Below are 24,780 nucleotides of genomic sequence, written 5' to 3'. Positions count from 1 at the left end.
CACTTCCTCGCTCATAAGAACCGGCTAAGGCCGGTTTTTTTGTCCCCGCCACTTAAAAATCAACCATCACTAATATTTTCTTACCCCAGCATTCCTCGTTATCTGAGTTAGGTATTGGAATCTGCCGCCGGGGAGGTACCGGCGTAAGCGCACCAGCAAGAGCAAGAAAAATCCGGGCGGATCATGCTGGAAGTGGATGGCGCGGAGAGCAGCCTGGGCGCCCTGATCAGGAAGATTCTGGCGCGTAACGCTTCGCATGGGTCGCCATACCTTGTAGTGGTCAACTGATCCCGGACACTGAATTGAGTTTTTCCTCTGCGACCGCAGGCGGTAGCCCTTCGTTGAATTGATGCGATCGCCGCCAGTTGTACCGCTCCATCAAAAACCTACTGATATCTTGCTGTGCCAGCACAGCGCTCATGTAGCCCACCGTCGGTATCCATTCAGCCCTCAGGCTGCGAAATAGCCGCTCCATCGGCGCGTTGTCGAGGCAGTTGCCGCGCCGACTCATGCTCTGCGTGAAACGGTATCTCCATAGTCTCTGGCGGAAACTCCGGCTGCCGTATTGGCTGCCCTGGTCGCTGTGAAACAGCACATTCTGAGGCCGGCTACGCCGCTCATAGGCCATATCCAATGCCTTGATCACCAGGTCGGCATCAGGCTTGGCTGAGAACGCCCAACCTACAACACGCCGGGCACAAAGGTCGATGACAGCCGCCAGATAGTGCCATTGGCCTTCAGCCCAGACGTACGTAATGTCACCGCACCAGATTTTGTTCGGGGATGCCACGCTGAACCCACGATCAAGCACGTTCGGGATATCAGGCCGCTCCACGGTAGCCTTTTTGTAGGCATGGGAGCCCGGCTGTTTGCTGATCAAGTTCAGCTCGCGCATCAACCTACGTACCTTGAATCGCCCGATCTGCATGCCGTCCTCTTTCATCATCAGCATGATGCTCCGGCTGCCCGCAGCGCTTCGGCATTGCGTAAACAACTCGTTCACGCGGCTACGCAAGACTACTCGTTCGGCATCCGGATACCGACGTTTCCGGCAGTATGCGTAGTAGCAAGATCGGGTGACATCAAATACCGAGCACAACAGATCAACAGGCTCTTGGGCCCGCAGTTGATCGATTAACGCGAACGCTCGTGTTCCTCGGCCATCAAGAGCGCGGTGGCCTTTTTTAAGATCGATTTTTCCCGTTCCAGCCGATTGATACGGGCTTCGAGCTCCTGGATTTTTTGCTGCTCAGGTGTCAGAGCCTTGCTGGTGGGAGTAACACCGCTACGTTCTTGCTGAAGCTGGTTCACCCATCGACGAAGCGCCGATTCGACCAATCCGAGCGTACGGGCGGCTTCGATATGGCTGTAGCCTTGGTCGAGCACCAGGCACGCAGCCTCGCGCTTGAACTCAGGGGTAAGGGTACGACGTTGCTTGGTCATTAGACACCTCTCTATGGCGAGCATTCTCGCCTAAATGGGTGTCCGGTTTCATTAGGCCACTACACCTGCTGCTGACCGACAACGGCAAACGGGTGACGGCAGCGATGCTGCGTCACCGCTGGGACGACGCCCGGGAGGAGGCGGTGAAAGAAGCAGTCTCCGCCGGACACCAGGTCCTGGCTGGCAAGGTCAGCCAGTTCCAGTTCCGCGACATTCGCCCGAAGGCGGCTTCCGAGATCACAGATGTCGACCACGCCAGCCTGCTGCTGGGCCACACCAAGGGCGACATTACCGAGCGTGTTTATCGTCGAATTGGAGCCTTGGCGAAACCCTCCAAGTAGCAAAGTATTGTCAGCGCTGACAAATCAAAACCATTCCCAAGGGTGTTCCCATGAGTAGTTTTTCTATGCACCAAAAACGCAAAAAGCCCTGAGTAATCAGGGCTTTGAATATGGCGGAAGCGTAGAGATTCGAACCCTTCTCTAAGGAGCCGCCCCTTACACCGGTGATGCGATCCTGTCACTGCTCACCTTGAGAGCAATTATAACCCAATAAAACCGGGCCTCTCAAGCCTTTTTCATTGCCTTCCCAAGAAGATGCAACTAGTTGCACCTTTGGTGGTTGCAGCTTTGCAAAGGCGCTGTGATCAAAATCTCTCCTGGGGCTTGAGGAGGCGAGGTAATAGGCTTCCGATCGGCCTAATCCTACTACCCAAAGCCTGAAGTACCGCTCCACACTGATCTCCAATTCAACAGATACCCGGGGCATCGATGAGCTGAATTAATCATCATCTCAGCTCATTGGCAGGCGCCCTGGCATGTCACCCTCCGAGCCGAAATGACGACATCCAGGCGCCCTCGACCTTGGCTTGTAAACTAAATTTTTGACCTGTTAACCAATGCGGTTTACACATCAAAAAAGAGGTTTACAGGGGGGCGTGAGCGGCGAAGCTCTTCTTGGTGGTGGTATCGACGCGACCGCCCGTGTCCCACGATAAATAATCCAGACGGCCTGCTTTATATGCCCGTGTCCACTCACCAGCCCATATCAACGTTCACATGGACATTTTGCGCTCAAACCTGAACATCACCTCGTCCAACCAAAGACGGTACGCCGCCGGCGTGGCAGGAATCAACAAGCTCCGCTCTTCCAGCTTCTGCTCAGATCGGAACGGCAACGAGATGCTGCTGGAAGATGAAGCCGGGGGCTCAGCGAAGAGCTTGTGGTCAACTCCAGTCAGGCTGATCTGGAACCACCCACTCTTCCCTTCGCACAGCAGCCCGAACGCAGCTTCAGCGCCTGCTCTGACCCTGGATGGGGATAGGTAATACGAGTCCATGATCCCTCGCGACGTCGAAGCGTTGGCCAGTGAAATCGACAACCAGCACAAACCACTCTCATGGTGTCGCCACTTCAAGCCCGGAGTATCAATTCCCGTCTGATCGGCGCTATCGAAGTCCTTGTAGCCGCCTTTGATCGAGCCAAGCCCAGCCTGGCACAGCTTGAGAAAAAACGGGTCGTGTTGAGCATGGGCGGCGCGCAACGTGCCGAGGGTTTCAGGCTGAGGCAAGAACGCTACCTCCAGGCGAGCTTCGTGGTCATAGCCACCCCGCCGGCCATTGCCATCTTTCTGCTGCAAGCGCTGTATGAACTCCTGCTCCGATATGGCCTTACGACTCAGAGATAGTTGATTCAGGCCCTGAACGATGCCGTCTGATAGCTCATGCTGATCAGAAAATGTCAGCCGGAACAGGCCATCGAGATAGTCGGAGACTTCCCGTGAAAACGCTCTCTGCCGCTCTTCCATCTCCACTGTTTCGAGAAAAGCCAGGATAGGCTTGCCGGTCGTCTTCGCTCGCCGAAACTCCTGTTGAGTAACTGACTCACCAGTGTCAGTTTCGTAGCCGAAATTCGCGCCAAGGATAAGTACCACGACATCAGCTTGGTCGATCTCCGTCATGCACGCATGCTGCGAAGAGTAAGGACGTGCACCGAAGTCCTCGCACATGACTGGCGTGTGCCCCAGCAGTGTGATCGCCTTCCTAGCTGCAGCCCGGTACTGCTCAAACCCTCCGACAACGGAGCTCACGAACACCTTCATAATGATCCCCCAAACGCACGCCAAACTGACGGCCTTAGGGAACTACTGTATGTCCTAACAGCGGTAAGTGCCAAGCACCCGACGGAGCCAATTAGCGCCAAAATTGCGGGTGATCAGCCCTTCCCCACCTGCAGCGAATACAGCTTTCAACAAGCAAACCCATGCTCAATCTGAGTCAGCACTTCGATCACCCGCTCCAAGCCTTCCTGATCTTTCACGAAGTCGACAGGTGCCTCGCTACCGAATAACTGACTAGGCGTCGACAGCCATGTAGCGGCTTTGGCCCTGTCGCCAAACACCTGCTCGGCTTTTCGCCACACCGCATCTAAATTTTGCACACGCCACCCCGCACTATCGAGCTCGCCATCACCGTGCAAGCTTGGTCTGTTCTGTAATCACGGAAGGTCATGCAGCCAGAAAGAGCACCATGACTGATCGGGTCGTTTCAAGAGTATCAAGCACCTCTCCCCGAAGCGACCTCAGCAATCTGGTAGAGAGCACCAGAAGACGCTGAGCTTCATATTCATTTGGAGGGCAGACGGGCGCGGGCACGGACGCGAAAACACGTTGCACGGAACACCGATGGCGATGACCAGAACGACCAACGCCTTGACAGCCTCGCAAGAGTTACTGCACCATTTTGGCCATAGGTACGACTACAGGTGCCTGAGCCGCCCGCTGGCCCAAGTGAGAACACTGTTAGCAAAAATCTGACGACTACCCACAAATCTTGGGCCTGAGCGGGCCAGAGCTCCGTATTGGATTTATGGGATAGCTATGTCCAAAACTCTTACCACCACACATCCCCTCACCCCCGAGCTTTTTCAGCAGATTAAGCGCGAAGCCAAGATTTTGAAGCGTAACAGCCAGAAGGCTTTGCGACATAAAGCCTGCTTGTCTATCGTCGCGCGCCGCTACGGGTTTGAGTCTTGGAAAAACTGCTTCGAAGCCTTCAAGAATGCATTCAAATCGTGGCGTGACCACGGTAAAGACCGCTGCGCAGCGGCGTCAGCCGACGAAAGAAAATCCTATTACTTCGTCCAGTTGCACGACTTCTTTGAGCGCAGCTTCTTTAGCCATTGGGTTGGGTGGTCGGACGACGGTTATGAGCTCCGAGTTCCATCGAAGGTTAACCCTGCTTGGTTTATCAGAGCCTTCCGGGAAACCAGAAAGGAGACGCTCTACGTGATCGAGACGCAGGAAGACTACAACCGCTGGACACTGTTCTGGCACGGCCCCGCATTGGTGGAGTGTGATCTGATGCTTTCGGAGGTGCCCAAATTCCTCAGCCCCGAGCCGTCCTATAGCCGGCCTCGACTGAAGTAAAACGCACAATGAGTAGGGCTCGCATCCCAGGCTGCGGGGCCTTCTCATTGCCTCCAGTTCGGATAGTCGAACCAGTTTCGCATTGGTTCCAGCGATTACGACTCTTCAATGTGCTTGAGTACCTGCTCCAGCTTCTCCTTTGGCCAAAGGAGTTCCTTACCGTTTTCCCTAGAGGCGTTCAGAACCTGTCCCGGGTTCATGACATTCACTTTGCGAATGACGCTAGCGACGGTCGCTTGGTGTACCTTCGTGGCGATGTTCAAATCGTGGGCTTGCAGCTGATCGGGGGTGAAGATGTGAAGATCTAGGTTCTGAGTCATGGCCAGCTCTCCTCAATCGCTCATTGTGAGCTCATCAATCTACGCCTCTTTCCAGCGAGCACAACACCGCTGCTCCGACATGTCCATGCCGTCGACGAGCGGTGGGAAACCCTTACCACACCAATGCTCAAGCCAGAGCAAGGCGTTTTCACCCGACTCTGGATGCCACCCGTCCTTCCCCCCTGATCGCATGTTCATTCCAGAGAACTAGTTCTTCTGAGCCCCACCGAGCCCCCCAAGGCCATGGCGTTGACATGGAGTCCGGAAGAAGCAATCACTGCGGCAGTGATGGCCATTCGCTAGAATATCCCCATCCAGGATAACGTCAGCGAATCCGAGAGTTTCTGATCCGCTCTCCCCAGAACACAAGGAAGACCTTATGCCCATGATCGCAAATGACCCAACTACCCAGCTTGCATTTTCGGTGTACGAGAACAAAGGGGTGTACGCACTACTCCTGGGGTCAGGAGTGTCACGCTCTGCCGGCATCCCGACTGGGTGGGAGATCACCATGGAGCTGGTCAAGCGCGCCGGTATTGCCTCAGGCGTAGGGGAGCAAGAAGACTGGCATGCTTGGTATGTAGGTAAGACAGGAGAGCAGCCAAACTATTCGACGCTGCTTGAGACACTGGCTGGGACGCAAAGCGAACGCAGGGCGATTGTTCAAGGCTTCCTGGAGCCGACAGCCCAAGAGCTAGAGGATGGGTTGAAGGTTCCCACACGGGCTCATCGAGCTATTGCAGAAATGGTGCGTGCTGGACACGTACGTGTCATCGTCACCACTAACTTCGACAGGCTAATGGAAAATGCTCTGCGTGATGCCGGCATTGAGCCCACTATCGTGAGTTCAGTCGACGCCTTGGCAGGGGCCGAGCCGATCACCCATTCCCAGTGCTTCATCCTCAAAATTCATGGTGACTACAAGGACGCCAGAATTCTGAATACGGATGTGGAATTGGGTGACTACTCTGCCGAGTTCAACGCCCTGCTCGACCGCATCATCGATGAGTTCGGGTTAATCGTCGCCGGCTGGTCAGGGGAATGGGATCATGCCCTGAGGGCCGCGTTTCTGCGCGCCCCCTCCCGCCGCTACCCAACTTACTGGCTTGCCCGTGGTGGTCTTTCTGAACGTGGCCAGGAATTGGTCACACAGCGTCGCGCATCGGTGGTCAATGGCACTGACGCGGATACATTTTTCGACGCGCTTAAGCTGAAGCTTGAGACCATCCAGCAATCACGCCAGCCCAACCCGGCAAGCGTCGAGCTGATGATCGCCATGACAAAACGCTTCATGGATCGACCTGAACACAGGATCCAGCTCGACGACTTGGTCACGACCCAAACTCGGCAGACGATTTCTGATTTCTCCCCGCTTTTCGCAGGAGGGGCTGACGTGAGAAACGAGGCTTTCAGTGACTGGGTTCCAGAATACGAGGCCATTGTCGAACCTATCGCCCGCCTTGCTTCAGTACTAGGACGTTGGGGCACAGGTGATGAGTTGCGGCTCGTCCTGGACGCAGTCCAAGGGCTGTATGCCGAAGCTCATAGAGAGCAGGCTGGCTATACTCACTGGCTAGCCCTGAAAGACTATCCGGCAATGTTGGTCGTGCTGGGCTATGCACTTGGGCTAACTCGTGCGAATCGCCTTGACGTTCTGCATCGGCTGTTCAGTTCAACAGTTATTAACCGTCGCGAGCGGCCTAGTGTGGTGGGCTATGAACTATCACCGTTCTACCTTGAGTGCGGCAACGGGCTCCTAGAACGCTGGAAAACCCTAGAGGGCCAGAGCAGCGCCCGTACTCCCCTATCCAATAGACTTGCCAGCCTCATTTCCTGCAAATGGGCTCCCTCGTTTGCCGGAGTGCATGATCCTGAGCTGCTCTACGAGCGATTCGAGTTTATGAACCTACTGTTCTTCGTTCAAGAGAATGGCGTCAACGAAGAACAGCTCAACATTCTGATCCAGCAAAGTCAATTTCGAAATATCGCGATGGGGCGACTGTCATGGCACTCGGAAACCATCTCTCGCTTCGCTCAGGAATACTCTATCCCGGAATTCAAGGAGCCTTTGCTTGCTGCCGGCTTCGCCTTTGGCAGTGAAAGCTACCTCCAGCGATTTTTAGAGGGATTGGCGCGGTTTAGCAGGTGGTGAGACCTCCACTCCAGCGCTCAAGGCATCCAGGTCATGGATCACCGCCTGCCTCCAGATCTCGACGGAAGATTCCTCAGCATGTTGAAGATCCGCCTTGGAGGTACCAACATTGATAAGCGTTTTCACCACCTGCTCAAGGAGGCAATCCAGCGAGCCAAGCAACGATCTCTTCGACCAGTAACCTCCGTTGCCATGGTGGCGCAGCCCATCATGCGACAATGCCCACCTCTTCATTCAAGCCCGGAGCCCGCTTTGGAGATCCCAGTAGGATGACGGTTGTAGAGAGCTAAAGCGAGCATCCATAGCCCTCAGCGGCTTACCAAGAACGACGATTGCGACAGGACTTCAGAATGCTTGATCTAGCGCTGCTTGCTGCAACAATACTGTGTCCCGCACTGACCACCTTCTGGCTAGTCAGTAGAAAGCTTGGGGAAGGTCATAACTTACATACCAAAGCACGCTCTGTCTTTGAGCTCAACACCGAGCATGGATTGATCAGGCAAGGTTTGCTGTGGTTAGCCATTGGCATTCCATTGAGCCTAGGCTTCGCATTCGGCCTATGGACGTGGTCAGGTTATGAGGTAAGCCTCACAACCGAAGGGTATAAAAAGTTCGCTGAGATAAGTCTTCTTCCACTGGCGCTCATGTCAACGTCACTGCCATTAGCCGCTTTGGTTGCACGCTTTCACTCGACCCAACAAGCTGCTAGACAAATCACTATAAGCCGAACCAAAAACAATTTAGATGCTTACTATGCGCATCGAAAAGCCATGTTCGAATACTTCAAAGAAATAGACGACACCAAATATTTCAACCAGTATACCTTCAGCTACAAAACCCACCCTGTGGTTCATAAAAGATTTTTTATTGGCACACCTGAAGACGGCACGCCCGTCGTACATAAGCGTGCTTTTGAACAAATTGAAAGTTTTATACAGGGAGCCGCCAACCACTTAAGAGGCGTACTAGATGGAAGCAACAAAGACTCATTTAGCTTTTATCTGGCAGCAAACAAAAACATATATCACGCAGCAAAAAAACTAAATATCAAAAAAATATACATGACAATGAGGGAGCAAGGAGTGTATGTGCGATATGAAGACAACTCCGACGCCCCGACTTTTGGCACAAGCACCTTAGAAACTTTAGCTGCACTCCGCTTTACCTGGGAGTACTACAACAATCTGTGCGATTTTTCGGGAAGAGATCGTATGGATATCCCTCCCGAGCTAGAGGCCGTGTTCACAAAGACTGAGTTCTGGCTGAACAAGGGGAAATTCATTGAGGCACTGCATGAAGGCCCAATTGCTGAGCTGGTAGCCAGTGGCCGCGCGAGCCTCGGAGAGCTGCATCACACACTTCAACCTAAGTCGGTCGGCTCAGCTACCTTGGAATAAAATCGGCCAAGTGGCGGGACTTTTCCCGAATAGGGCGCCAGGCCGAGCTTCGGGAAAACTCGCGCAAGCTCAAACCCAGGCCACCCTCCAACGTCAATCGCGAACTGCTGGAGGAGCGTACTTGACTGCAAACAGGCATAGCAAAGCGCCTACTGCCGAAGGCGCAGAAGTTCCTTTTCGACCTGGCCTTCAAAATCCCATATATCCCTATCCCATAAAAAAGGGCCCCGCAGGGCCCTGATTTGTACTCAAACAGTGTTACTTAGCCAACCAGGATTCGACCTCTTCGGCACCGTGCTCAGCCTTCCACTCTTTGAGCTGCTTGTGATTGCCGCCTTTAGTTTCGATGACTTCACCAGTGTGCGGGTTTTTGTACTGCTTGACCTGGCGCGGCTTGCGATTGCCTTTTTCAGCAACTGCGGCAGGAGCTGCGCGGCGAGAAGCGGCTTGAGGATCGAGGATGGCAACAACGTTACGCAAGCTATAATTGTACTCGCCCAATAAGTTGCGAAGCTTTTTCTCAAATTCGATCTCGCGTTTGAGACCATCATCGTTTTTCAAGCTTTCCAGCTCAGCCAACTGTGCAGCGAGCTGTTGTTCAAGGGCGCGGAATTCAGCGAGCCTAGACATATCGGTTCCTTTTAGATTATTGGTTAGGCTCGTTTTGAGCCTCAGGCAGAGCCTGGTGAGACTGCACGAATAGTACGATGGCCGAAGCTGCCGTGTGAAGGGTGTAGGCCACCATGTGGCAGTCAATTTCTTTGGCAACAACCCCTTGGCCAGACCGGCCTCAGCATTGCGAATGACAAGATTGGTCTGACGCTGTCCGTGAAGTTCGGCATTTAACCGGGCGCTCCAATAGTAACGTATAAAACACGCTCTGGTGATCAGTCACCCCCCCTCAGTGCTTAGCACCGTGCAGCCCTGTGCCAGTTCGCCCCCCTCTAAAAATCGAGGCTGTCAATCACGATTGCAAGCACACCTACTAGATGGTAGGCTTCGATCTATTCGAGTTCGACCCTCAATTCCCTACCACCTTTGCGACAATTCACACACGCAAAACTCTCAGCAAGCCTACTCCAAGACCAATGCTTCCTACGGAGCTAAACATGACCAAACAGAAAATTACGTTTCCAAATTCCCAGGGCATGAACCTTTCAGGTCTGCTTGAGGCGCCTCAGTCACCTAAAGCTTACGCATTGTTCGCGCACTGTTTCACGTGTGGAAAAGATATAAAAGCAGCCGCCCGAATTGCCAAAGCGTTGGTAGACAATAATATCTCTGTGCTTCGATTTGACTTCACAGGTCTTGGTGGCAGTGATGGAGATTTCTCCAACAGTAATTTCTCTTCTAATGTTGCCGACTTAGTAGCTGCAACAGAATATTTGCGTAATTTCCACCAGGCACCATCCCTTTTGATTGGACACAGTTTAGGCGGCGCCGCAGTTATAGCAGCGGCCAAGCACATTCCAGAGGCAAAGGGGGTAGTTACAATCGGCGCTCCCGCCGATGCGTCTCATGTCATGAAACAGTTCAAAGGTCAGGTGGAAACCATCAGAGACATTGGTGAGTACAGCGTAACGCTTGCAGATAGACAATTCACAATAAAAAAGCAGTTTCTTGACGACATTGAGAGCCACCAGCAGGATAACAGTGCTGCGAACTTGAAACGTGCGCTTCTTGTCTTTCACTCCCCCACGGACAACATCGTATCGATAGAACAAGCGCAGAAGATTTACCAAGCAGCTAAACACCCTAAAAGCTTCATTTCACTGGATTCCGCCGACCATCTATTAACTAACAGTCGAGATGCGGAGTATGTTGCCTCATGCATTGCCGCCTGGAGCTCTAGATATCTATAACAGTGTTACTGCCTCGATCTAAAGGAATTGTCTTATGCGATACTGCTCAATTTTGGCCCTAAAGAAGGCTAGGGAACAAGGGAAAGAAACTCCCCTCTGCTGCGATAGTGAATCGGCACAGCGACAAGGGAAAGAGAGTGCCAGTAGCAGTTCTTGGTCTATGATATTTCTCATCATATTAGTGGCGTTTTTTGCGTTAGCTCTAATGCAATCGTCCTAATCCCAGCGTTAGCGTAGGTGCGAGAATTCTGCATAGGGCTGGCACCCTACTCTTCAGCGGTCGCAAGGCTGTGTTGTTGCCGCCACCAATGACGAGCTCAATCGTGAAGCCATCCTAGACACCTAACGAATGGCCGTAGCTCCCCTTCAGACCAATTCCGCCAGTCGAGTCGATCACGTACAGCATCGGCTCACTCATATCCACTGCGGGAAACGGCTAAGCGGCAGGGGTGAGGAAAGCACAGGTAGCTCAGCATCCACAGCGCTCCGTGACCGCCGGAAGCTTCTGAAAGCCAGATATCAAGCCAAGTCCAGCCGACCAGACACAGAGGCTCGGCGCAAGTGATTGCGCCTGTTGGCTGGGAAATCCTAATAAGTGAAACAGAATTGCTATTCCTACCTACTAGGTGGTAGGCTTGTTTTTCTTTCACGCAACCATACTAAAATGTTTCATTTCTACGCCTTGGCGTAGCTGAGAGGATCACATGCAAGATTGGAAACAGGCCCGACAAGACATCAACGCCCGCGTTATGCAGCTTGGCTCGCTTTCGCCAGAAACCATTAAAGGCGTAATGGCACTAGGTGGGGCTGGCGCAAAAACCAATCACCTAGACGCGAAAACCCGCGAGCTGATTTCTCTTGCGGTAGCGGTGACCACTCGCTGCGACGGCTGCATTGCTTTCCATGTAGCCGAAGCTAAGAAGCTTGGTGTTACGGTTGAGGAGGTCTCAGAAGCTCTGGGAGTCGCAATCAACATGAACGCAGGCGCAGCTCTGGTTTATAGCACCCATGTGCTAGACGCCTTCGACAAAGAATGACCTAAAGGGGCTGTTTTCCTAATGAGCAGCCATCCTTTTCCCGTCCGCGCCCAGACTAATAACTGGGCTGCTGAATCTTTCAGGTGATACAAAATGAGCGCAGAATCCAAATTGATCACGATTGACGTTTGGTCGGACTTCGTCTGCCCTTGGTGCTGGATTGCGAAGCGCCGGTTCGAGATTGCCCTCGCCGATTTCGAGCACAAGGACTTGGTTCAAGTTAACTACAAGGCATTTCGACTCGCTGCTGGCCAAAAAGCTGCACCGATAAAACAGGTTCTTGTGCAGAAGTTTGGCAACGAGCAGTCTGCCAAGGGGATGATCCAGGCTGTTGTTGCGAACGCCACAGAAACAGGCCTCGTTTACAACTTTGACACTATGCTTTTTGGAGACACCACAAAAGCACATGCTCTCGTCAAAGCAGTCGACGATAACGACATCAAAAAGGCTCTCAGCGAACGCCTTTATAAGGCCTGCACCACAGATGGACGCTCGATCTTCGAAGTGAACTCATTAGCGGAAATTGCGGGAGAAGTCGGCCTTTCAGAAAGTTTCGTCCAGCATGCCTGGAATGATGAGACGCTGCCTTACCTAGTCGCCAAGGATGAGAAAGAGGCTCGTGAGGTCGCAAACGGCGTTCCTCTGTTTGTCTTCAACAACGGCTTCTACATTTCGGGAGCCCAAACCGTTGACGCATTCAAACTGGCGCTACAACGAATGCATTCGGATGCCACCGAAGATGAATCTTTTCAAGGGCAGACCTGCGGCCTAAACGGATGTGACAGCTGATGAACATGCTCGCACATTAACGATAAATATTAATTTCTGTAGGCCGTCAGCATGAACAACATTGTGAATGGTATCGACGTTACTAATCTAGAGAACTTCGCTCGCGAAGTAGCGGCGGATGACACAAAAGCTGAAGTCCGCTTCAATGTCCAGACTAAGTGGATGGGCCAAACCAAAAGCGTTACGAATGTTACTCAATGCAGGCTTGCCGGTCGGCAAATAGCGCGAGACTTCCGGATCGTCTCGGACGAGCCTGTTGAGCTGCTGGGTGAGAATACAGCTCCCGGCCCAATGGAGCTGCTGCTTGCCGCCCTGAATGCTTGTATGTCGGTGGGTTACGCAACAGGCGCTGCGGCGAGGGGCATCAAAATCAAGAGTCTTGAAATTGAAACGGACACTAATCTAGATCTACGTGGATTCTTGGGTCTTGATGAAAGCCTCAACCCTGGCATAAATGAAATTAACTACAAAGTAAAAATTTGCGCAGACGCGCCTCAGCATCAAATCGAGGAGCTTCATGCACACGTCATTAAAACCTCGCCAAACTTCCATAATATGGCGAGAGAAATCAAAGTATCACCTAAACTAGAGATCATATAATATCTGGCAGCATCATCGCTGAAGGGACGCCAAAGTACTACCTGGCGGCCCTACGCAGCACTTTAAGAACAAGCTTGGATATGTTTCTATGAGTGACGTTCATGACTTAGATGCAGACGGGCTGTATAGAGAACTTAGCGTACCCCATAGACTTTTTGTGGTCTACTTCTCTGCTCCTTGGTGCGGCCCGTGCACCGGAATGAAGCCAGTCTTCCAAAAGCTCGCTGACGCCTACTCTCAGCTCGCGTCATTCAGACACGTTGATGTCGCCCTGTCCCCCACGGTTGCGAAAGCATCAAATATTCACGGCGTTCCTTCAATCGCAGTATTTAGAGAGGGGGTTCTCTCTAAGTTGATCATGGGTGCGAATTCATACAGGGAGTTGCAGAAAGCTCTGGAAATTGAACTCAAATACATGGACTGAAGCGACCTTTAAGGTTGACACTCTATAACAGATTCTCGGTTGGAAATCTGACCCTACCCAGTGGAGGACTTCTCTTGAATACACGTCTATCTGCCGCTCTCACCACCAAAAAAACACAACGCGTTGTCATTCTCACCGCTATCGCTTTGACCGCCTTTGCTGCGAACTCAGTGCTGTGCCGCGTCGCACTGCGCCACAGCGCTATCGATCCGATCAGCTTCAGTGTCATACGTTTGGTGAGTGGTGCACTGATCCTATGGGTGATTCTTAAGTTTCAGCGGCCAGTAAAGAAGGCGACAGGTTCCTGGGGGGGAGCTGTATCACTCTATGTTTATGCCTTTGCGTTTTCCTACGCGTACCTGAAACTAGACACCGGTACCGGCGCACTTGTTCTGTTCGGCGCAGTGCAGCTAACCATGCTCGGGTACGGAGTTCTGCAGGGAGAGCGTATGGGCGTCTTGGCACTGCTAGGCCTAGTGTTGGCGGTTACTGGCCTTGTCGTGCTGCTTCTTCCTGGATCCAGCGCTCCGCCGCTGACAAGCGTAGTAATAATGCTAACATCAGGGGTGGCATGGGGGGTCTACTCAATCCTCGGTAAAGGCTTAACTGATCCGTTGGCGGCTACAGCTGGCAACTTCATGATGTCTGTGCCGCTAATCATGCTTACCTCCCTGCCCTTCATATCCTCTTTCCATGCAGACGTTGTCGGTATTACCTCTGCCGTCGTATCAGGCACAATCGCATCAGGCGCGGGATACGCTATCTGGTACGCGGCGGTTCGAAATCTCTCATCTTTTCGCGCAGCTACGGTACAGCTGACCGTGCCAGTGATTGCCTCTATCGCCGGAGTTCTACTGCTAGGGGAAACCTTTACTACTCGACTTGGCCTAAGCTCCCTCACAGTACTAGGTGGCATTGCCCTGGTACTGTCAGCTAAGCAAACAGCTTCATTAAAGCCGAGAGACTGAAAAGCATCGACACGTGCAGCACAGTCGATCTTAGGCTGCACGCACTGCATCAATCGCTGAGGCAAGTTCCACATCGCGCGTAACCTTGGCACTCACAAAGGAAGAGTCGGGCACCTTTTGATCTCTTTGAGAGAAAAGCCCGTATACATCTCCTTAATATTTCCCAAGCGGCGGATCTTATACATAGCCAGCTGATGGAAATCGTCCATGTCTTTAACCACCACCTGAAGCAAATAGTCATACTTCCCAGATATGTTATGACAGGAAATCACACTTGGAAGTGAATTGATTCCCTTCTCAAAGTTGTCCATCGCCTCCTCAGAATGCGTATCCAACGTAATACTGATGAAAGCAAAAACATTCAAACCAATAGCTTTTCGGTTAAGGGAAGCGTGATACCCCTCAATCACCTCTTCTTCAAGCCGCTTCAATCGCTTCCAGCTTGCAGGGGCCGAAAGCGAGACGCGAGCTGCAATCTCAGCGTTGGTGAGACGACCGTTCAACTGAACGATCTCAAGGATCATTCGATCCACCTTATCCAGCTCAATCATGGGCGCATCTCGGGCAATGGCAGAAAAATCTAAATTAATGGGATACGGAATTTTCCTAGACGACCCTAATAATATTAACTAGAGAACCGCCACGCAAGAAATATACGAAAGAAAATTTCTCTAGGAAATAAATATAATTAACTGGTCTAGTCACGCATCGATCAGAGAGAAAAGCCTTGAATAACAATAAGTTAACCACCTCAAGTGCGACGGTAATTGCTCACGCAGGTAGCCATCCCGAAGACCACTACGGTTTCGTCAACCCTCCTATCTACCGAGGTTCGACAGTCGTTTTCCCAAGCGTCGACTGTATGCAGAATGGCGATCAGCGCTATCAGTACGGTCGATGGAACAATCCATCGACCGAGGCCCTGTGCGAAGCTATATCAACGCTGGAAGGCGCCACTGGGGCCGTTCTGTGCCCGTCCGGCCTATCCGCGTGCATTACCGCGATATTGTCCGTTGTAGGCTCAGGCGACCATATTCTGGTGCCGGACAGTGTTTACGCCCCGACACGCCATTTTTTGGATACTGCAGGAAAACGGCTGGGTATTCAGACAACCTACTACGACCCTCAAATTGGAGCGGGCATCTCCGAACTTTTCCAATCTAATACTGAGGCGGTGTTTACTGAGTCCCCAGGCTCTCACACCTTTGAAATTCAAGACATCCCGGCAATCGCCAAGGCCGCACACGCCCATGGCGCACTGGTTCTGCTCGATAACACCTGGGCGACGCCGCTTTACTTCAAAGCGATCGATCATGGCGTTGATCTCTCGATTATGGCTGCCACCAAATATATCGTTGGTCACTCTGATGCCCTTATCGGCACCATCGCCGCATCATCACGCGCATGGCCGCAACTGAAAGCCTACCATTTCCAATCGGGCACATATGTGAGCCCGGACGACGCGAATCTGGCACTGCGAGGACTTCGGACATTAGACGTTCGTCTGGAGCGACATCAACGCAGCGCCCTGTGCGTGGCAAAATGGTTGGAAGAGCAAGACCAAGTTTCTCGTGTCATTTACCCTGGGCTACCATCCCACAAAAATCACTCCCTATGGCGCCGGGACTTTACCGGCGCAACAGGCCTCCTATCGTTTGTTACCAAGTCCGCCCCCATTGAAGCAGTCAAAGCCCTTCTTGATGATCTAAGTCTTTTCGGACTCGGCTATTCCTGGGGTGGCTTTGAAAGCCTAGCGATGACAGTTGATCCACGAAAAATGCGTACCACAACTACTTGGGAGGAAGAAGGTCACCTGATTAGACTTCATATCGGCTTGGAAAATGCAGAAGACCTGATCGCCGACCTAAAAATAGGCTTTGATAGGTTCGATCTGATTTGCAATCAAGCTTAACATTGATCCAGCGTTAATTAACCTAGAAGATAAATAAAGCCTTGCGCGCGCTAAAACAGGGGGGGCCGGTAGGTTACCCCCCCTTCTTCACGTACTGCCGCGAATAATAAAACCGGAGGCAATTGTGAGCATTTTTAGAACAAAAAGCTTAGACGAAATAAGCAAACCACAATCTTCAAAAGTATCTCTAAGAAAGGTGCTCGGGCCCGTCGATCTGATATTTATCGGGGTGGGCGCCATTGTAGGAACAGGTATTTTTGTTTTAACGGGCACGGGCGCTCTTACAGCTGGGCCTGCACTGACAGTTTCGTTCATCATCGCTGCTTTAGCGTGTGGCTTTGCAGCACTCTGCTATTCAGAGTTTGCATCAAGCATTCCGGTAGCAGGCTCCGTCTACACCTACAGCTACTTCACACTCGGTGAGATTGTTGCATGGATGATCGGCTGGGATCTTATGCTTGAGTACGGGTTGGCTAGCGCAGCAGTGTCTGTTGGGTGGTCTGGTTACTTTCAGTCTCTTCTAAGTGGGTTCGGACTATCGTTACCCACCGTGTTGACTGCAGCACCCGGGGCGCTACCAGGCGTTAGTACATTCTTCAACCTTCCTGCGTTTGTCATCATGATGGTAATCACGTGGCTGCTTTCTGTTGGAATACGTGAATCTGTAAAAATCAACAACATCATGGTGGCACTCAAAATTGCAGTCGTACTTTTGTTCATTATTGTCGGCGCCCGACACGTAAAGCCCGAAAACTGGCAGCCCTTTGCGCCTTTTGGATTCAATGGAATAATGAGCGCAGCAGCACTGGTCTTCTTTGCGTTCATTGGTTTTGACGCAGTATCTTCTGCAGCTGAGGAAGTCAAAAGACCTGAGCGTGATTTGCCTATCGGGATTATTGGTTCACTTGGTATATGCGCGATATTGTACGTCGTGGTGTCCATGATCATGACAGGTATCGTTCCATTCGGTGAGTTCCTCGGCGTCGACCATCCCGTCTCGCTCGCCCTCCAACATGCAGGTGAAAACTGGGTAGCAGGCTTTGTCGACTTGGGTGCTATCTTGGGGATGACCACGGTCGTGCTTGTAATGCTCTATGGGCAATCCAGAATTATCTTCGCTATGTCTCGCGATGGATTGGTGCCCTCTAAGTTTTCCGAAATCCACCCTAAATATGGCACACCATTCTTCACTACTTGGGCGATCGGCATAATTTTCGGTCTTATCGCAGCAGTAGTGCCATTGAATGTACTTGCCGAACTTATGAACATAGGCACGCTAGCCGCATTCTGCCTTATTTCATTTGCAGTAATCGTACTTAGGAAAAAGCGGCCCGATCTGCCACGTGCCTTCAAATGCCCTCTCGTACCGCTCGTACCAGCACTCGCGATTATTTTCTGCATTACGCTCATGTCGTATCTAAAACTGCACACATGGATTGCATTCGGAGCATGGCTGCTCATTGGTGCCGCAATCTACTTTCTATACGCCAAAAAACACTCAAAACTCAATACCTCTACGGATGGCGCACTGAACACAGGCATTCCCCCGGCCTAATCCACTAGAGCCTCATTGTGGCCAGCCTCGCTCACAGCACGACTGGCCTTCGTTTAGCTAAAACTATGGAGAGCACATGTCCCATCGGATAATTATTGTCGGCGGCGGCATTGGCGGCACAATGACCGCTAATCATCTTGCCACCAAACTCTACCCTGAGATACGCAGCGGCAAAGTGGAAATTTTGATGCTATCAAACTCTCCCTGGCACTACTACAAACCTGCTTTCATGTACATTGCTTTTGACAGCTTCTTCAAAAATGAACTCCGACGACCTCAACGTAGCCTACTCCGCCCTGAGATCGACTTTCTTATAGAAGAGGTCGAAGAATTCCAGTACAACCTAAACCGTGTGAAATGTAAAAGCGGAAAAGCATACGGATACGACCAACTCGTTATCTCGACAGGCTGCGTACCATGCCCCGAGCGAATCAACGGCCTAAAAGAAGGCGGTGATCATTTCTATCAGTATGAGCCTGCGCGGCAGCTTGCAGATAAGTTGAAGTCGATAGAAAAAGGCAGAATTCTGGTCACCGTAACATTCCCCAAGACGCCCAATGTGCCTCACCAATGTGGGATTGCTCCAATTGAAACCACACTAATGCTTGACGACCTGCTGCGTAAACGCGGCGTTAGAAACAATGTGGAAATTGTCTACACGTACCCCACCGTAGCTCAACTGTTAAGAAACTGTCTTTTTTTGCAAAAGGACACCTGCGAAGTACTACCAAGCATATTTGAGCAAAGGGGTATCAAGCATCAAAGAAGCTTTACTCTCAACAGAGTTGATCCAGAAAGCAATATCGCCTTTTCAGAAGAAGGTGGGGCTGAAGATTTCGATATCCTTATGGCAACCCCACCTATCCGCGCCGTAGAGGCGGTCAGAAACTCCGGACTATCGCAAGCTGCAGACGGTGAAGGGTGGCTCCCTACAAATTATCAAACCATGAAAGTCTATGGCTTAGAAAACGTCTATGTTTTGGGCGATACCGTTGATCTCCCCGTGAGCAAGGCCGGAGGCGCATGCCATAGCCAGTCCCCCGTTGTAGTAAATAACATAGCCTCCGAGCTTCGTTTCGGGCGGACTTGCGACAGTTACGAGGGCAAGGTTGCTGCAATTGCTCAAATGGGACTGGAGGCAGGAATGCCGCTCTGGTACGACTATGAAAGTGATGTAAAGCCTACGCCCCCCACTAAGGTTGGCGGACTTATGAGGAAAAGCTTCAATAGAGGCATATATTGGGCGGTCGCGCGCGGCCTGGTGTAACACGATCAATAATTTTACAGGACACCTCAGATGAGCTTACTCTCTGAACAAGGAAGCGCCTCGGAAAATCAACCGGGAGCGCCCTCGATTTTGGAACCGTTGGAACTTAGCGAGGCGGCGCTCGAAGGGCTCAGGCTGCTTGTCGTAAAGCTTGAGCCACTCTTGGCCGGAGATCGACTCTCAAGGCTGGTCGACCTAATGTCAGTTGCGACCGACATCGTCGACATGAGCGATTCTTACATGGTCGAAAAGCTAGCAAATGTCTTCGAAGAAGGCACGTCTGCTGCATGGTTAGCGGGTAACGCAGCTCGCGTCGCAAGCGCGCAAGTGAGCAAGCTTTCGGAACCTCCCTCTTTAATCCGTTTGCTTCGGATGACCTCTGATCCGGATGTCAGACGGGGACTAGCATTTGCGTTGGAATTTTCGGGAGCACTCGGAAAGCAACTAAACCATGGCGTTACCAACCATTTAGAAGACTGACACCGTTTTCGCAGACCAAGACGCAAAGCGCCCGATGCATTGCATCGGGCGCGATTGACTACGCAGATAAATACCTCAAGGTGCTAACAGCAACGTGGCTGACCGTTGCCGCCGCCATATCGAGCTTCCTGTCTCTCCCGAAAGAATTCCTCATATGACATCAGAGGTTTGTCAGGGTGCTTGTTCTGCATGTGCTCGACGTAGGTGTCGTAGTCAGGCATGCCCACCATCAGACGCGCTGCCTGACCCAGGTATTTACCGAGGCGACTCAGGTCATTGAACACGCTACCACCCTCCTTTATGCATCAGGCAGTGCTTGGTAAGGCGACTCTTTATCCGTCCGCTCCTTGCTACCCCACGCCGCAATCCCAACCTTGAGCGCGTAGAACAAAATGCTAAACATAACAAGCAAGAACAGGGCTGTGAGCGTAGCGTTCGTATAGGCGTTGAAGATCACATGCTGCATCTGCGAAATGTCCTTCGCCGGCGCCAAAATCTGACCATTGGCCTGCGCATCACTGTACTTACGGGCCAACGCCAGGAAGCCCATAGCAGGGTTAGCATCGAACAGTTTGATGAATCCCGCAGTTGTAGTGCAAATCAGCAGCCAAATCGCTGGTAGCAGGGTCACCCAAACATACCGATGACGCTTCATTTTGATAAGCACGACGGTACTTAGCATCAAAGCGATACCTGCCAACATCTGGTTGGAAATGCCGAACAGCGGCCAAAGCGTATTGATACCACCCAACGGATCGATCACGCCCTGGTAGAGCAGGTAGCCCCACAGTGCCACACAGCCAGCGGTGGCAATAAGGTTCGCCGTCCAGGACTCTGTGCGGCGTAGGGAAGGAACAAACGAACCTAACAAATCCTGCAGCATGAAGCGTCCTGCCCTGGTGCCAGCATCGACTGCGGTCAAGATAAACAGCGCTTCGAAGAGGATTGCAAAGTGGTACCAGAACGCCATGGTATTTTCACCCGGCAAGAGGTGGTGCAGGATTTGGGCAATACCTACAGCTAACGTCGGTGCACCTCCTGCCCGGGCAAGAATTGTGGTTTCACCGATATCTCGGGCAACAGCCTCAAGCTGATCAGGTGAAATTGTGAACCCCCAACTGCTAACCGTCTGCGCTACGGACACTGCATCACCACCAACGATAGCCGCAGGGCTGTTCATGGCGAAGTACACACCAGGCTCAATTACCGACGCAGCCACCATAGCCATGATCGCTACGAAGGACTCCATCAACATGCCACCGTAGCCGATGTAGCGGGCGTGGCCTTCGCTTGCGAGCAACTTAGGTGTTGTGCCAGAGGCTATCAGCGCGTGGAATCCCGAGACTGCACCGCAGGCAATGGTAATAAAGAGGAACGGGAACAAGCCGCCTTTCCACACCGGCCCCGTGCCATCGGTGAACTGAGTCAACGCCGGCATTTTCAGCTCGGGCATAGTGACGAGAATACCGACGGCAAGCGCGAGAATCGTGCCAATTTTGAGGAACGTGGACAGGTAGTCACGTGGTGCCAAGATCAGCCAGACGGGCAGCACCGCAGCGACGAAGCCGTAGCCAATCAGCATCCAGGTGATTTGAATACCGGTGAAGGTAAAAGCCTTGGCCCAAACTGGGTCAGCAGCAATCTGCCCCCCCAACCAAATTGAGCCCAACAGCAACAACACACCAATTACCGAGATCTCTCCGATGCGCCCGGGACGAACATAGCGCATGTAGACGCCCATAAACATGGCGATCGGAATGGTGGCCATGACGGTGAAGATACCCCAGGGGCTCTCAGCCAGCGCTTTGACCACAATCAGCGCTAATACGGCAAGGATGATGATCATGATCAGGAAGCAGCCAAACAGCGCGATCGTTCCTGGGACTCTGCCCATCTCCTCTCGCACTATGTCCCCCAAAGAGCGACCGTTGCGGCGGGTAGACAGGAATAGCACCATGAAGTCTTGTACCGCGCCGGCAAGCACCACGCCGGCTATCAGCCAAAGCGTTCCAGGCAAATAGCCCATCTGGGCAGCGAGTACTGGCCCAACCAAAGGCCCCGCACCAGCGATTGCAGCGAAGTGATGCCCGAAGAGCACGTGTTTGTTGGTCGGCACATAATCCAGGCCGTCGTTGTTGACAACGGCGGGAGTGGCCCGACGAGGGTCTAGCTGCATCACTTTCTCGGCGATGAACAGACTGTAGTATCGGTATGCAACGAGATAGATGGCGACTGCTGCGACTACGATCCAGAGAGCATTGATAGCTTCGCCACGGCGCAAGGCCACGACGCTCAGCGCGAATGCTCCCAGAACAGCCACGGCAAACCAGGCAATGTGTTTAGCCATATGGGTCATTACGTGTCTCCTGTCGACAGCCTGTAGGTCGTCGACCGTGATTTTTATATTTGTGTCCGCTTCGCGGCAGCGGCCAATATCCGCGTATACCCACCACAAATAAATCCGCACAACTACGCCCACAAGCCTACGTAGTTCTACTGAGCTGCCGGCTATGCAATCGGGTCTTTCGACCGCTAGCCGCTTTCGGCTACTCGGTGCATCGGGGATTGACATAAGATGCTGGAGCCTCAGTGGTCTCCAACCGCAGCCCCCAAGACCGCTGGTCGCGTACAAGGTCTGGACAGGAGTAGGAATGCAGCTCAAACACAAAATTGTCGCCCTGGGGATCTTGCCACTTGTATTGGCTATTGCCGCTATCTGCGCGCTTGTCATCTCCCTGAACAACCAGCTGGGTGACCAGCAAGCACAACTGATCGAAGACAGTATTTTGGTCAGTAAGCGTGCAGAGCTGGAGAACTACGTAGCGATGGCAAGGAGCTTGATCGCCCCCCTCTATAACGATGGCCATGGTGACGAACATGCCAAGCAAAAAGTCCTAGACGAGCTGAGGAAGCTAAGCTTTGGTATAAATGGTTATTTTTTCGTCTACGATCGCCAAGGCCGCAGCCTGATGCATGCACGGCAGGCAGAGCTTGTCGGCAAAGACCTCATGGATATGAGAGATCCACACGGTCTGCTAGTGATTCAAGCGTTGCTGAAAAGTGCCAGGTCTGGAGAGGGCTTTCAACGCTATGCGTGGAATAAGCCTTCATCCGGAAGAGTGACCGAAAAGCTAGCGTACGTCGTAATGTTAAAACAATGGGGGTGGATGATCGGTACGGGCATCTACCTTGAAGACGTTGAGAAAGCCACTCGGCAAGCGCGCGATGAAGTGGCTCATGGCATCCGCAAGACGATGGTTTCAATTGCTGTCGTCGCCCTTGTGGCAGTCCTGTTCGTATTTGCAAGCGGGATGACGCTGAACCTGAGTGAGCATCGACTGGCCGACACCAAGCTACAACGCTTGAACCAGCGAATTGTCAGCCTTCAGGAAGAGGAGCGTTCGCGCGTTTCTCGCGAGCTTCACGATGGCATTAGCCAAGTTCTCGTGTCCATAAAATACAAACTTGAGCTAGCAGGCTTTCTGCTCGAAAACGAAGAAAGCCCAGGTGCAGTTATCTTGAAAGAGGCTACCGAGCGACTTGGAGAGGCCATCGGGGAGGTTCGGAGCATCTCACACGACCTTCGTTCTTCGCTCTTGGACACCCTGGGGCTTCCCGCCGCAATCGGACAATTATCTGATGAGTTCGAGCAGCGCAGTGGACTGCGGGTAACGTTCGAAACCAATGAGTTTGAATGCCTGCTGGACGATGGGGTACCCGTCTCGCTTTTTCGAATTGTTCAGGAAGCATTATCTAACATCGAGCGACACGCTCAAGCTCTCCATGTAGCGATTACTTTGTTTGGAACCGAGAAATCTGTTCGCTTAAGAGTCATCGACGATGGAGTTGGCTTTAACGTCGATGAAGTTGAGCGTCGCCATGCCGGGATCGGACTAAGAAACATACGCGAACGCGTCGAACACATGGGTGGTCGATTTCATCTGGTATCTTCACCTGGCCGGAGTGAGGTCGACATTGAGATCCCAATGAGCATCCCTTGTAGAAAAGTTTGAACCACTTATTTCGATAACAATGGACACCCCCCTATGAGCCTATCAACAAAAATTCGTTTAGCCTTAGTCGATGACCACTCGCTTGTTCGCGACGGGATCAGGGCATTGCTTTCGGTAGTACCCAATGTGGCTGTTGTTGGTGAGGCTGAAAATGGCGCACAGGCCATAGAAATGGTTGAACAATGCAAACCAGACCTACTTCTATTGGACATCAATCTACCAGACATAAACGGTCTTGTGCTCACACGAAAAATACGCGAAAGACATCCTTCCTTGCGGATTTTAGTGCTCAGCATGCATGACAGCAAAGAGTACGTGAGCGAATCATTGCGTGCAGGTGCAAGCGGCTACGTGTTGAAAAACTCCCCTTCCAGAGAAATAGTTGCGGCAATTGAGGCGATCGCAACTGGAGGTACTTTCTACAGCGCTGAAATAGCACAAAAACTTCTCCTTGATGATGGCGAGTCCAGCGAACTGACACCTAGGGAAAGCCAAGTTCTTTATAAAATGGCTCAGGGACTGAATAACAAAGAAATGGCTCGCGAACTTAATATCAGCGTCAGAACAGTAGAGACGCACCGCCTGAGCATTCGACGAAAACTAAAAATCGACAAACCTGCAGCGCTGGTAAAATATGCAATCGACCATGGAATAATTTCCAGCCAATCATATTGAGCAGTGACGATAATCTAAAAAAGTAGCTGGCTCGCCAAATTGTACTGAAACCTTACCATTTATCGTGCGTTATTAAACACCAGCCGTGCACCAGCAGGACTGCCGCAGCCACACTCCAGTCCACATGGATACAGCAGTGCCCCATTTCGGTTACCCCTGGATCCAAATTCCTTAGTACTGTCCCGCGACATCAGTTATGTCAGATGGCTCCGCACATTGCAAACCTACCTACTGGATGGTATCTTACCTCCACAAGTCGGAGGAATTTACACGTGGACACAAACGATAAACTACCCACCCGAGCTACCTTTCGGTTCGGCATCAATCGATCGTCGGCTAACAAGCGAATGCGTTACATTGAAGGAACGCAAATTGATCCAAACGAATGCATTTTTTGCGTGCCCGACCTCAATGATGACGTCGTCGAATTAGGCGAGCGGGTGTCAGACGCAGAATCGC

Annotated in this window: 24 protein-coding genes; 16 read left to right on the top strand and 8 right to left on the bottom strand. The window is 52.1% G+C overall.

All coding sequences use genetic code 11. From position 1 onward, the window contains the following. Positions 1 to 280: 280 nt before the first annotated feature. Positions 281 to 1,443 (bottom strand): IS3 family transposase gene (locus JZZ72_RS02180; protein ID WP_210013977.1). Its coding sequence is split into 2 segments (ribosomal slippage): positions 281 to 1,191 and positions 1,191 to 1,443, totalling 1,164 coding nucleotides; the frame shifts between segments, so codons are not numbered across the junction. Between the two features lie 38 nt (positions 1,444 to 1,481). Here JZZ72_RS02180 and JZZ72_RS02175 point away from each other — a divergent pair. After that, a complete protein-coding gene (locus tag JZZ72_RS02175; protein WP_456291239.1) occupies positions 1,482 to 1,784 on the top strand; it encodes a hypothetical protein in 303 nt (100 codons plus the stop codon). A 713-nt stretch (positions 1,785 to 2,497) separates the two neighbouring features. Here the strand turns inward: JZZ72_RS02175 and JZZ72_RS02170 are convergent. Beyond that, positions 2,498 to 3,544, bottom strand: a complete 1,047-nt coding sequence (locus JZZ72_RS02170; RefSeq protein ID WP_210013976.1) for a DUF4062 domain-containing protein — start codon at positions 3,542 to 3,544, stop codon at positions 2,498 to 2,500. A 146-nt stretch (positions 3,545 to 3,690) separates the two neighbouring features. After that, positions 3,691 to 3,882, bottom strand: a complete 192-nt coding sequence (locus JZZ72_RS02165) for an antitoxin Xre/MbcA/ParS toxin-binding domain-containing protein (RefSeq protein ID WP_210013975.1) — start codon at positions 3,880 to 3,882, stop codon at positions 3,691 to 3,693. 439 nt (positions 3,883 to 4,321) lie between these two features. Here JZZ72_RS02165 and JZZ72_RS02160 point away from each other — a divergent pair, with 439 nt between their 5' ends. Then, positions 4,322 to 4,870 carry a hypothetical protein gene (locus JZZ72_RS02160; protein ID WP_210013974.1) on the top strand — a complete coding sequence of 183 codons (549 nt, stop codon included), beginning with the start codon at positions 4,322 to 4,324 and terminating at the stop codon, positions 4,868 to 4,870. A 95-nt stretch (positions 4,871 to 4,965) separates the two neighbouring features. Here JZZ72_RS02160 and JZZ72_RS02155 read toward each other — a convergent pair whose 3' ends face one another. Then, positions 4,966 to 5,190: a hypothetical protein gene (locus JZZ72_RS02155; RefSeq protein ID WP_145187299.1), complete on the bottom strand. Its 225-nt coding sequence runs from the start codon at positions 5,188 to 5,190 to the stop codon at positions 4,966 to 4,968. 511 nt (positions 5,191 to 5,701) lie between these two features. On the opposite strand from JZZ72_RS02155, the gene JZZ72_RS02150 reads away from it, so the two are divergent. Then, on the top strand, positions 5,702 to 7,342 hold the full coding sequence (locus tag JZZ72_RS02150; protein ID WP_236066215.1) for an SIR2 family protein: 1,641 nt from the start codon (positions 5,702 to 5,704) through the stop codon (positions 7,340 to 7,342). A 350-nt stretch (positions 7,343 to 7,692) separates the two neighbouring features. After that, positions 7,693 to 8,739, top strand: coding sequence for a hypothetical protein (locus tag JZZ72_RS02145; protein WP_210013972.1), 1,047 nt, complete (start codon positions 7,693 to 7,695; stop codon positions 8,737 to 8,739). A 258-nt stretch (positions 8,740 to 8,997) separates the two neighbouring features. Here JZZ72_RS02145 and JZZ72_RS02140 read toward each other — a convergent pair whose 3' ends face one another. Then, entirely contained in the window at positions 8,998 to 9,369 is a 372-nt protein-coding gene (locus JZZ72_RS02140; RefSeq protein WP_210013971.1) for a histone-like nucleoid-structuring protein, MvaT/MvaU family, read from the bottom strand. A 479-nt stretch (positions 9,370 to 9,848) separates the two neighbouring features. Here JZZ72_RS02140 and JZZ72_RS02135 point away from each other — a divergent pair, with 479 nt between their 5' ends. The 6 genes from JZZ72_RS02135 (at position 9,849) to JZZ72_RS02110 (ending at position 14,419) form a co-directional block, all read left to right on the top strand. Continuing rightward, positions 9,849 to 10,601, top strand: a complete 753-nt coding sequence (locus JZZ72_RS02135) for an alpha/beta hydrolase family protein (protein ID WP_186517034.1) — start codon at positions 9,849 to 9,851, stop codon at positions 10,599 to 10,601. A 704-nt stretch (positions 10,602 to 11,305) separates the two neighbouring features. Then, positions 11,306 to 11,638 (top strand): carboxymuconolactone decarboxylase family protein, encoded by a 333-nt coding sequence (locus JZZ72_RS02130; protein ID WP_122388558.1) that lies wholly within the window; start codon positions 11,306 to 11,308, stop codon positions 11,636 to 11,638. Positions 11,639 to 11,731: 93 nt separating this feature from the next. Continuing rightward, positions 11,732 to 12,427 carry a DsbA family oxidoreductase gene (locus JZZ72_RS02125; protein WP_210013970.1) on the top strand — a complete coding sequence of 232 codons (696 nt, stop codon included), beginning with the start codon at positions 11,732 to 11,734 and terminating at the stop codon, positions 12,425 to 12,427. 51 nt (positions 12,428 to 12,478) lie between these two features. Further along, on the top strand, positions 12,479 to 13,027 hold the full coding sequence (locus JZZ72_RS02120) for an OsmC family protein (protein WP_210013969.1): 549 nt from the start codon (positions 12,479 to 12,481) through the stop codon (positions 13,025 to 13,027). 88 nt (positions 13,028 to 13,115) lie between these two features. Then, a complete protein-coding gene (locus JZZ72_RS02115; protein ID WP_210013968.1) occupies positions 13,116 to 13,451 on the top strand; it encodes a thioredoxin family protein in 336 nt (111 codons plus the stop codon). 74 nt (positions 13,452 to 13,525) lie between these two features. Further along, entirely contained in the window at positions 13,526 to 14,419 is an 894-nt protein-coding gene (locus JZZ72_RS02110) for a DMT family transporter (protein WP_210013967.1), read from the top strand. Positions 14,420 to 14,511: 92 nt separating this feature from the next. Here the strand turns inward: JZZ72_RS02110 and JZZ72_RS02105 are convergent, their stop codons facing one another. After that, a complete protein-coding gene (locus tag JZZ72_RS02105; protein ID WP_100633724.1) occupies positions 14,512 to 14,970 on the bottom strand; it encodes an Lrp/AsnC family transcriptional regulator in 459 nt (152 codons plus the stop codon). A gap of 176 nt (positions 14,971 to 15,146) precedes the next feature. On the opposite strand from JZZ72_RS02105, the gene metC reads away from it, so the two are divergent. From metC to JZZ72_RS02085, 4 genes are all read left to right on the top strand, one after another. Beyond that, the gene (gene metC, locus JZZ72_RS02100; protein WP_210013966.1) at positions 15,147 to 16,331 is read left to right on the top strand and encodes a cystathionine beta-lyase; all 1,185 of its coding nucleotides are present in this window, start codon (positions 15,147 to 15,149) and stop codon (positions 16,329 to 16,331) included. 124 nt (positions 16,332 to 16,455) lie between these two features. Then, complete coding sequence (locus tag JZZ72_RS02095) at positions 16,456 to 17,886, top strand: amino acid permease (protein ID WP_122388551.1); 1,431 nt, start codon at positions 16,456 to 16,458, stop codon at positions 17,884 to 17,886. 76 nt (positions 17,887 to 17,962) lie between these two features. Then, positions 17,963 to 19,153 (top strand): NAD(P)/FAD-dependent oxidoreductase, encoded by a 1,191-nt coding sequence (locus tag JZZ72_RS02090; RefSeq protein ID WP_210013965.1) that lies wholly within the window; start codon positions 17,963 to 17,965, stop codon positions 19,151 to 19,153. Between the two features lie 30 nt (positions 19,154 to 19,183). Next, positions 19,184 to 19,633: a DUF1641 domain-containing protein gene (locus JZZ72_RS02085; protein WP_122388549.1), complete on the top strand. Its 450-nt coding sequence runs from the start codon at positions 19,184 to 19,186 to the stop codon at positions 19,631 to 19,633. Positions 19,634 to 19,716: 83 nt separating this feature from the next. On the opposite strand, the gene JZZ72_RS02080 is transcribed toward JZZ72_RS02085, so the two are convergent. Together JZZ72_RS02080 and JZZ72_RS02075 are read right to left on the bottom strand one after the other, a co-directional pair. Further along, positions 19,717 to 19,917 carry a YbdD/YjiX family protein gene (locus JZZ72_RS02080; protein ID WP_014860748.1) on the bottom strand — a complete coding sequence of 67 codons (201 nt, stop codon included), beginning with the start codon at positions 19,915 to 19,917 and terminating at the stop codon, positions 19,717 to 19,719. Between the two features lie 14 nt (positions 19,918 to 19,931). Beyond that, the gene (locus JZZ72_RS02075; protein WP_100633715.1) at positions 19,932 to 21,989 is read right to left on the bottom strand and encodes a carbon starvation CstA family protein; all 2,058 of its coding nucleotides are present in this window, start codon (positions 21,987 to 21,989) and stop codon (positions 19,932 to 19,934) included. Between the two features lie 295 nt (positions 21,990 to 22,284). On the opposite strand from JZZ72_RS02075, the gene JZZ72_RS02070 reads away from it, so the two are divergent. Then, positions 22,285 to 23,646, top strand: a complete 1,362-nt coding sequence (locus tag JZZ72_RS02070) for a cache domain-containing protein (RefSeq protein ID WP_210013964.1) — start codon at positions 22,285 to 22,287, stop codon at positions 23,644 to 23,646. A 33-nt stretch (positions 23,647 to 23,679) separates the two neighbouring features. Further along, positions 23,680 to 24,321 (top strand): response regulator, encoded by a 642-nt coding sequence (locus tag JZZ72_RS02065; RefSeq protein ID WP_210013963.1) that lies wholly within the window; start codon positions 23,680 to 23,682, stop codon positions 24,319 to 24,321. The last annotated feature ends 459 nt before the right edge of the window (positions 24,322 to 24,780 follow it).

The organism is Pseudomonas palmensis (assembly GCF_017848315.1).
GTDB classification, from domain to species: Bacteria; Pseudomonadota; Gammaproteobacteria; order Pseudomonadales; family Pseudomonadaceae; genus Aquipseudomonas; species Aquipseudomonas palmensis.
The sequence above is the reverse complement of the archived record's forward strand: the minus strand, read 5'-3'. Positions and strand labels throughout refer to the sequence as shown.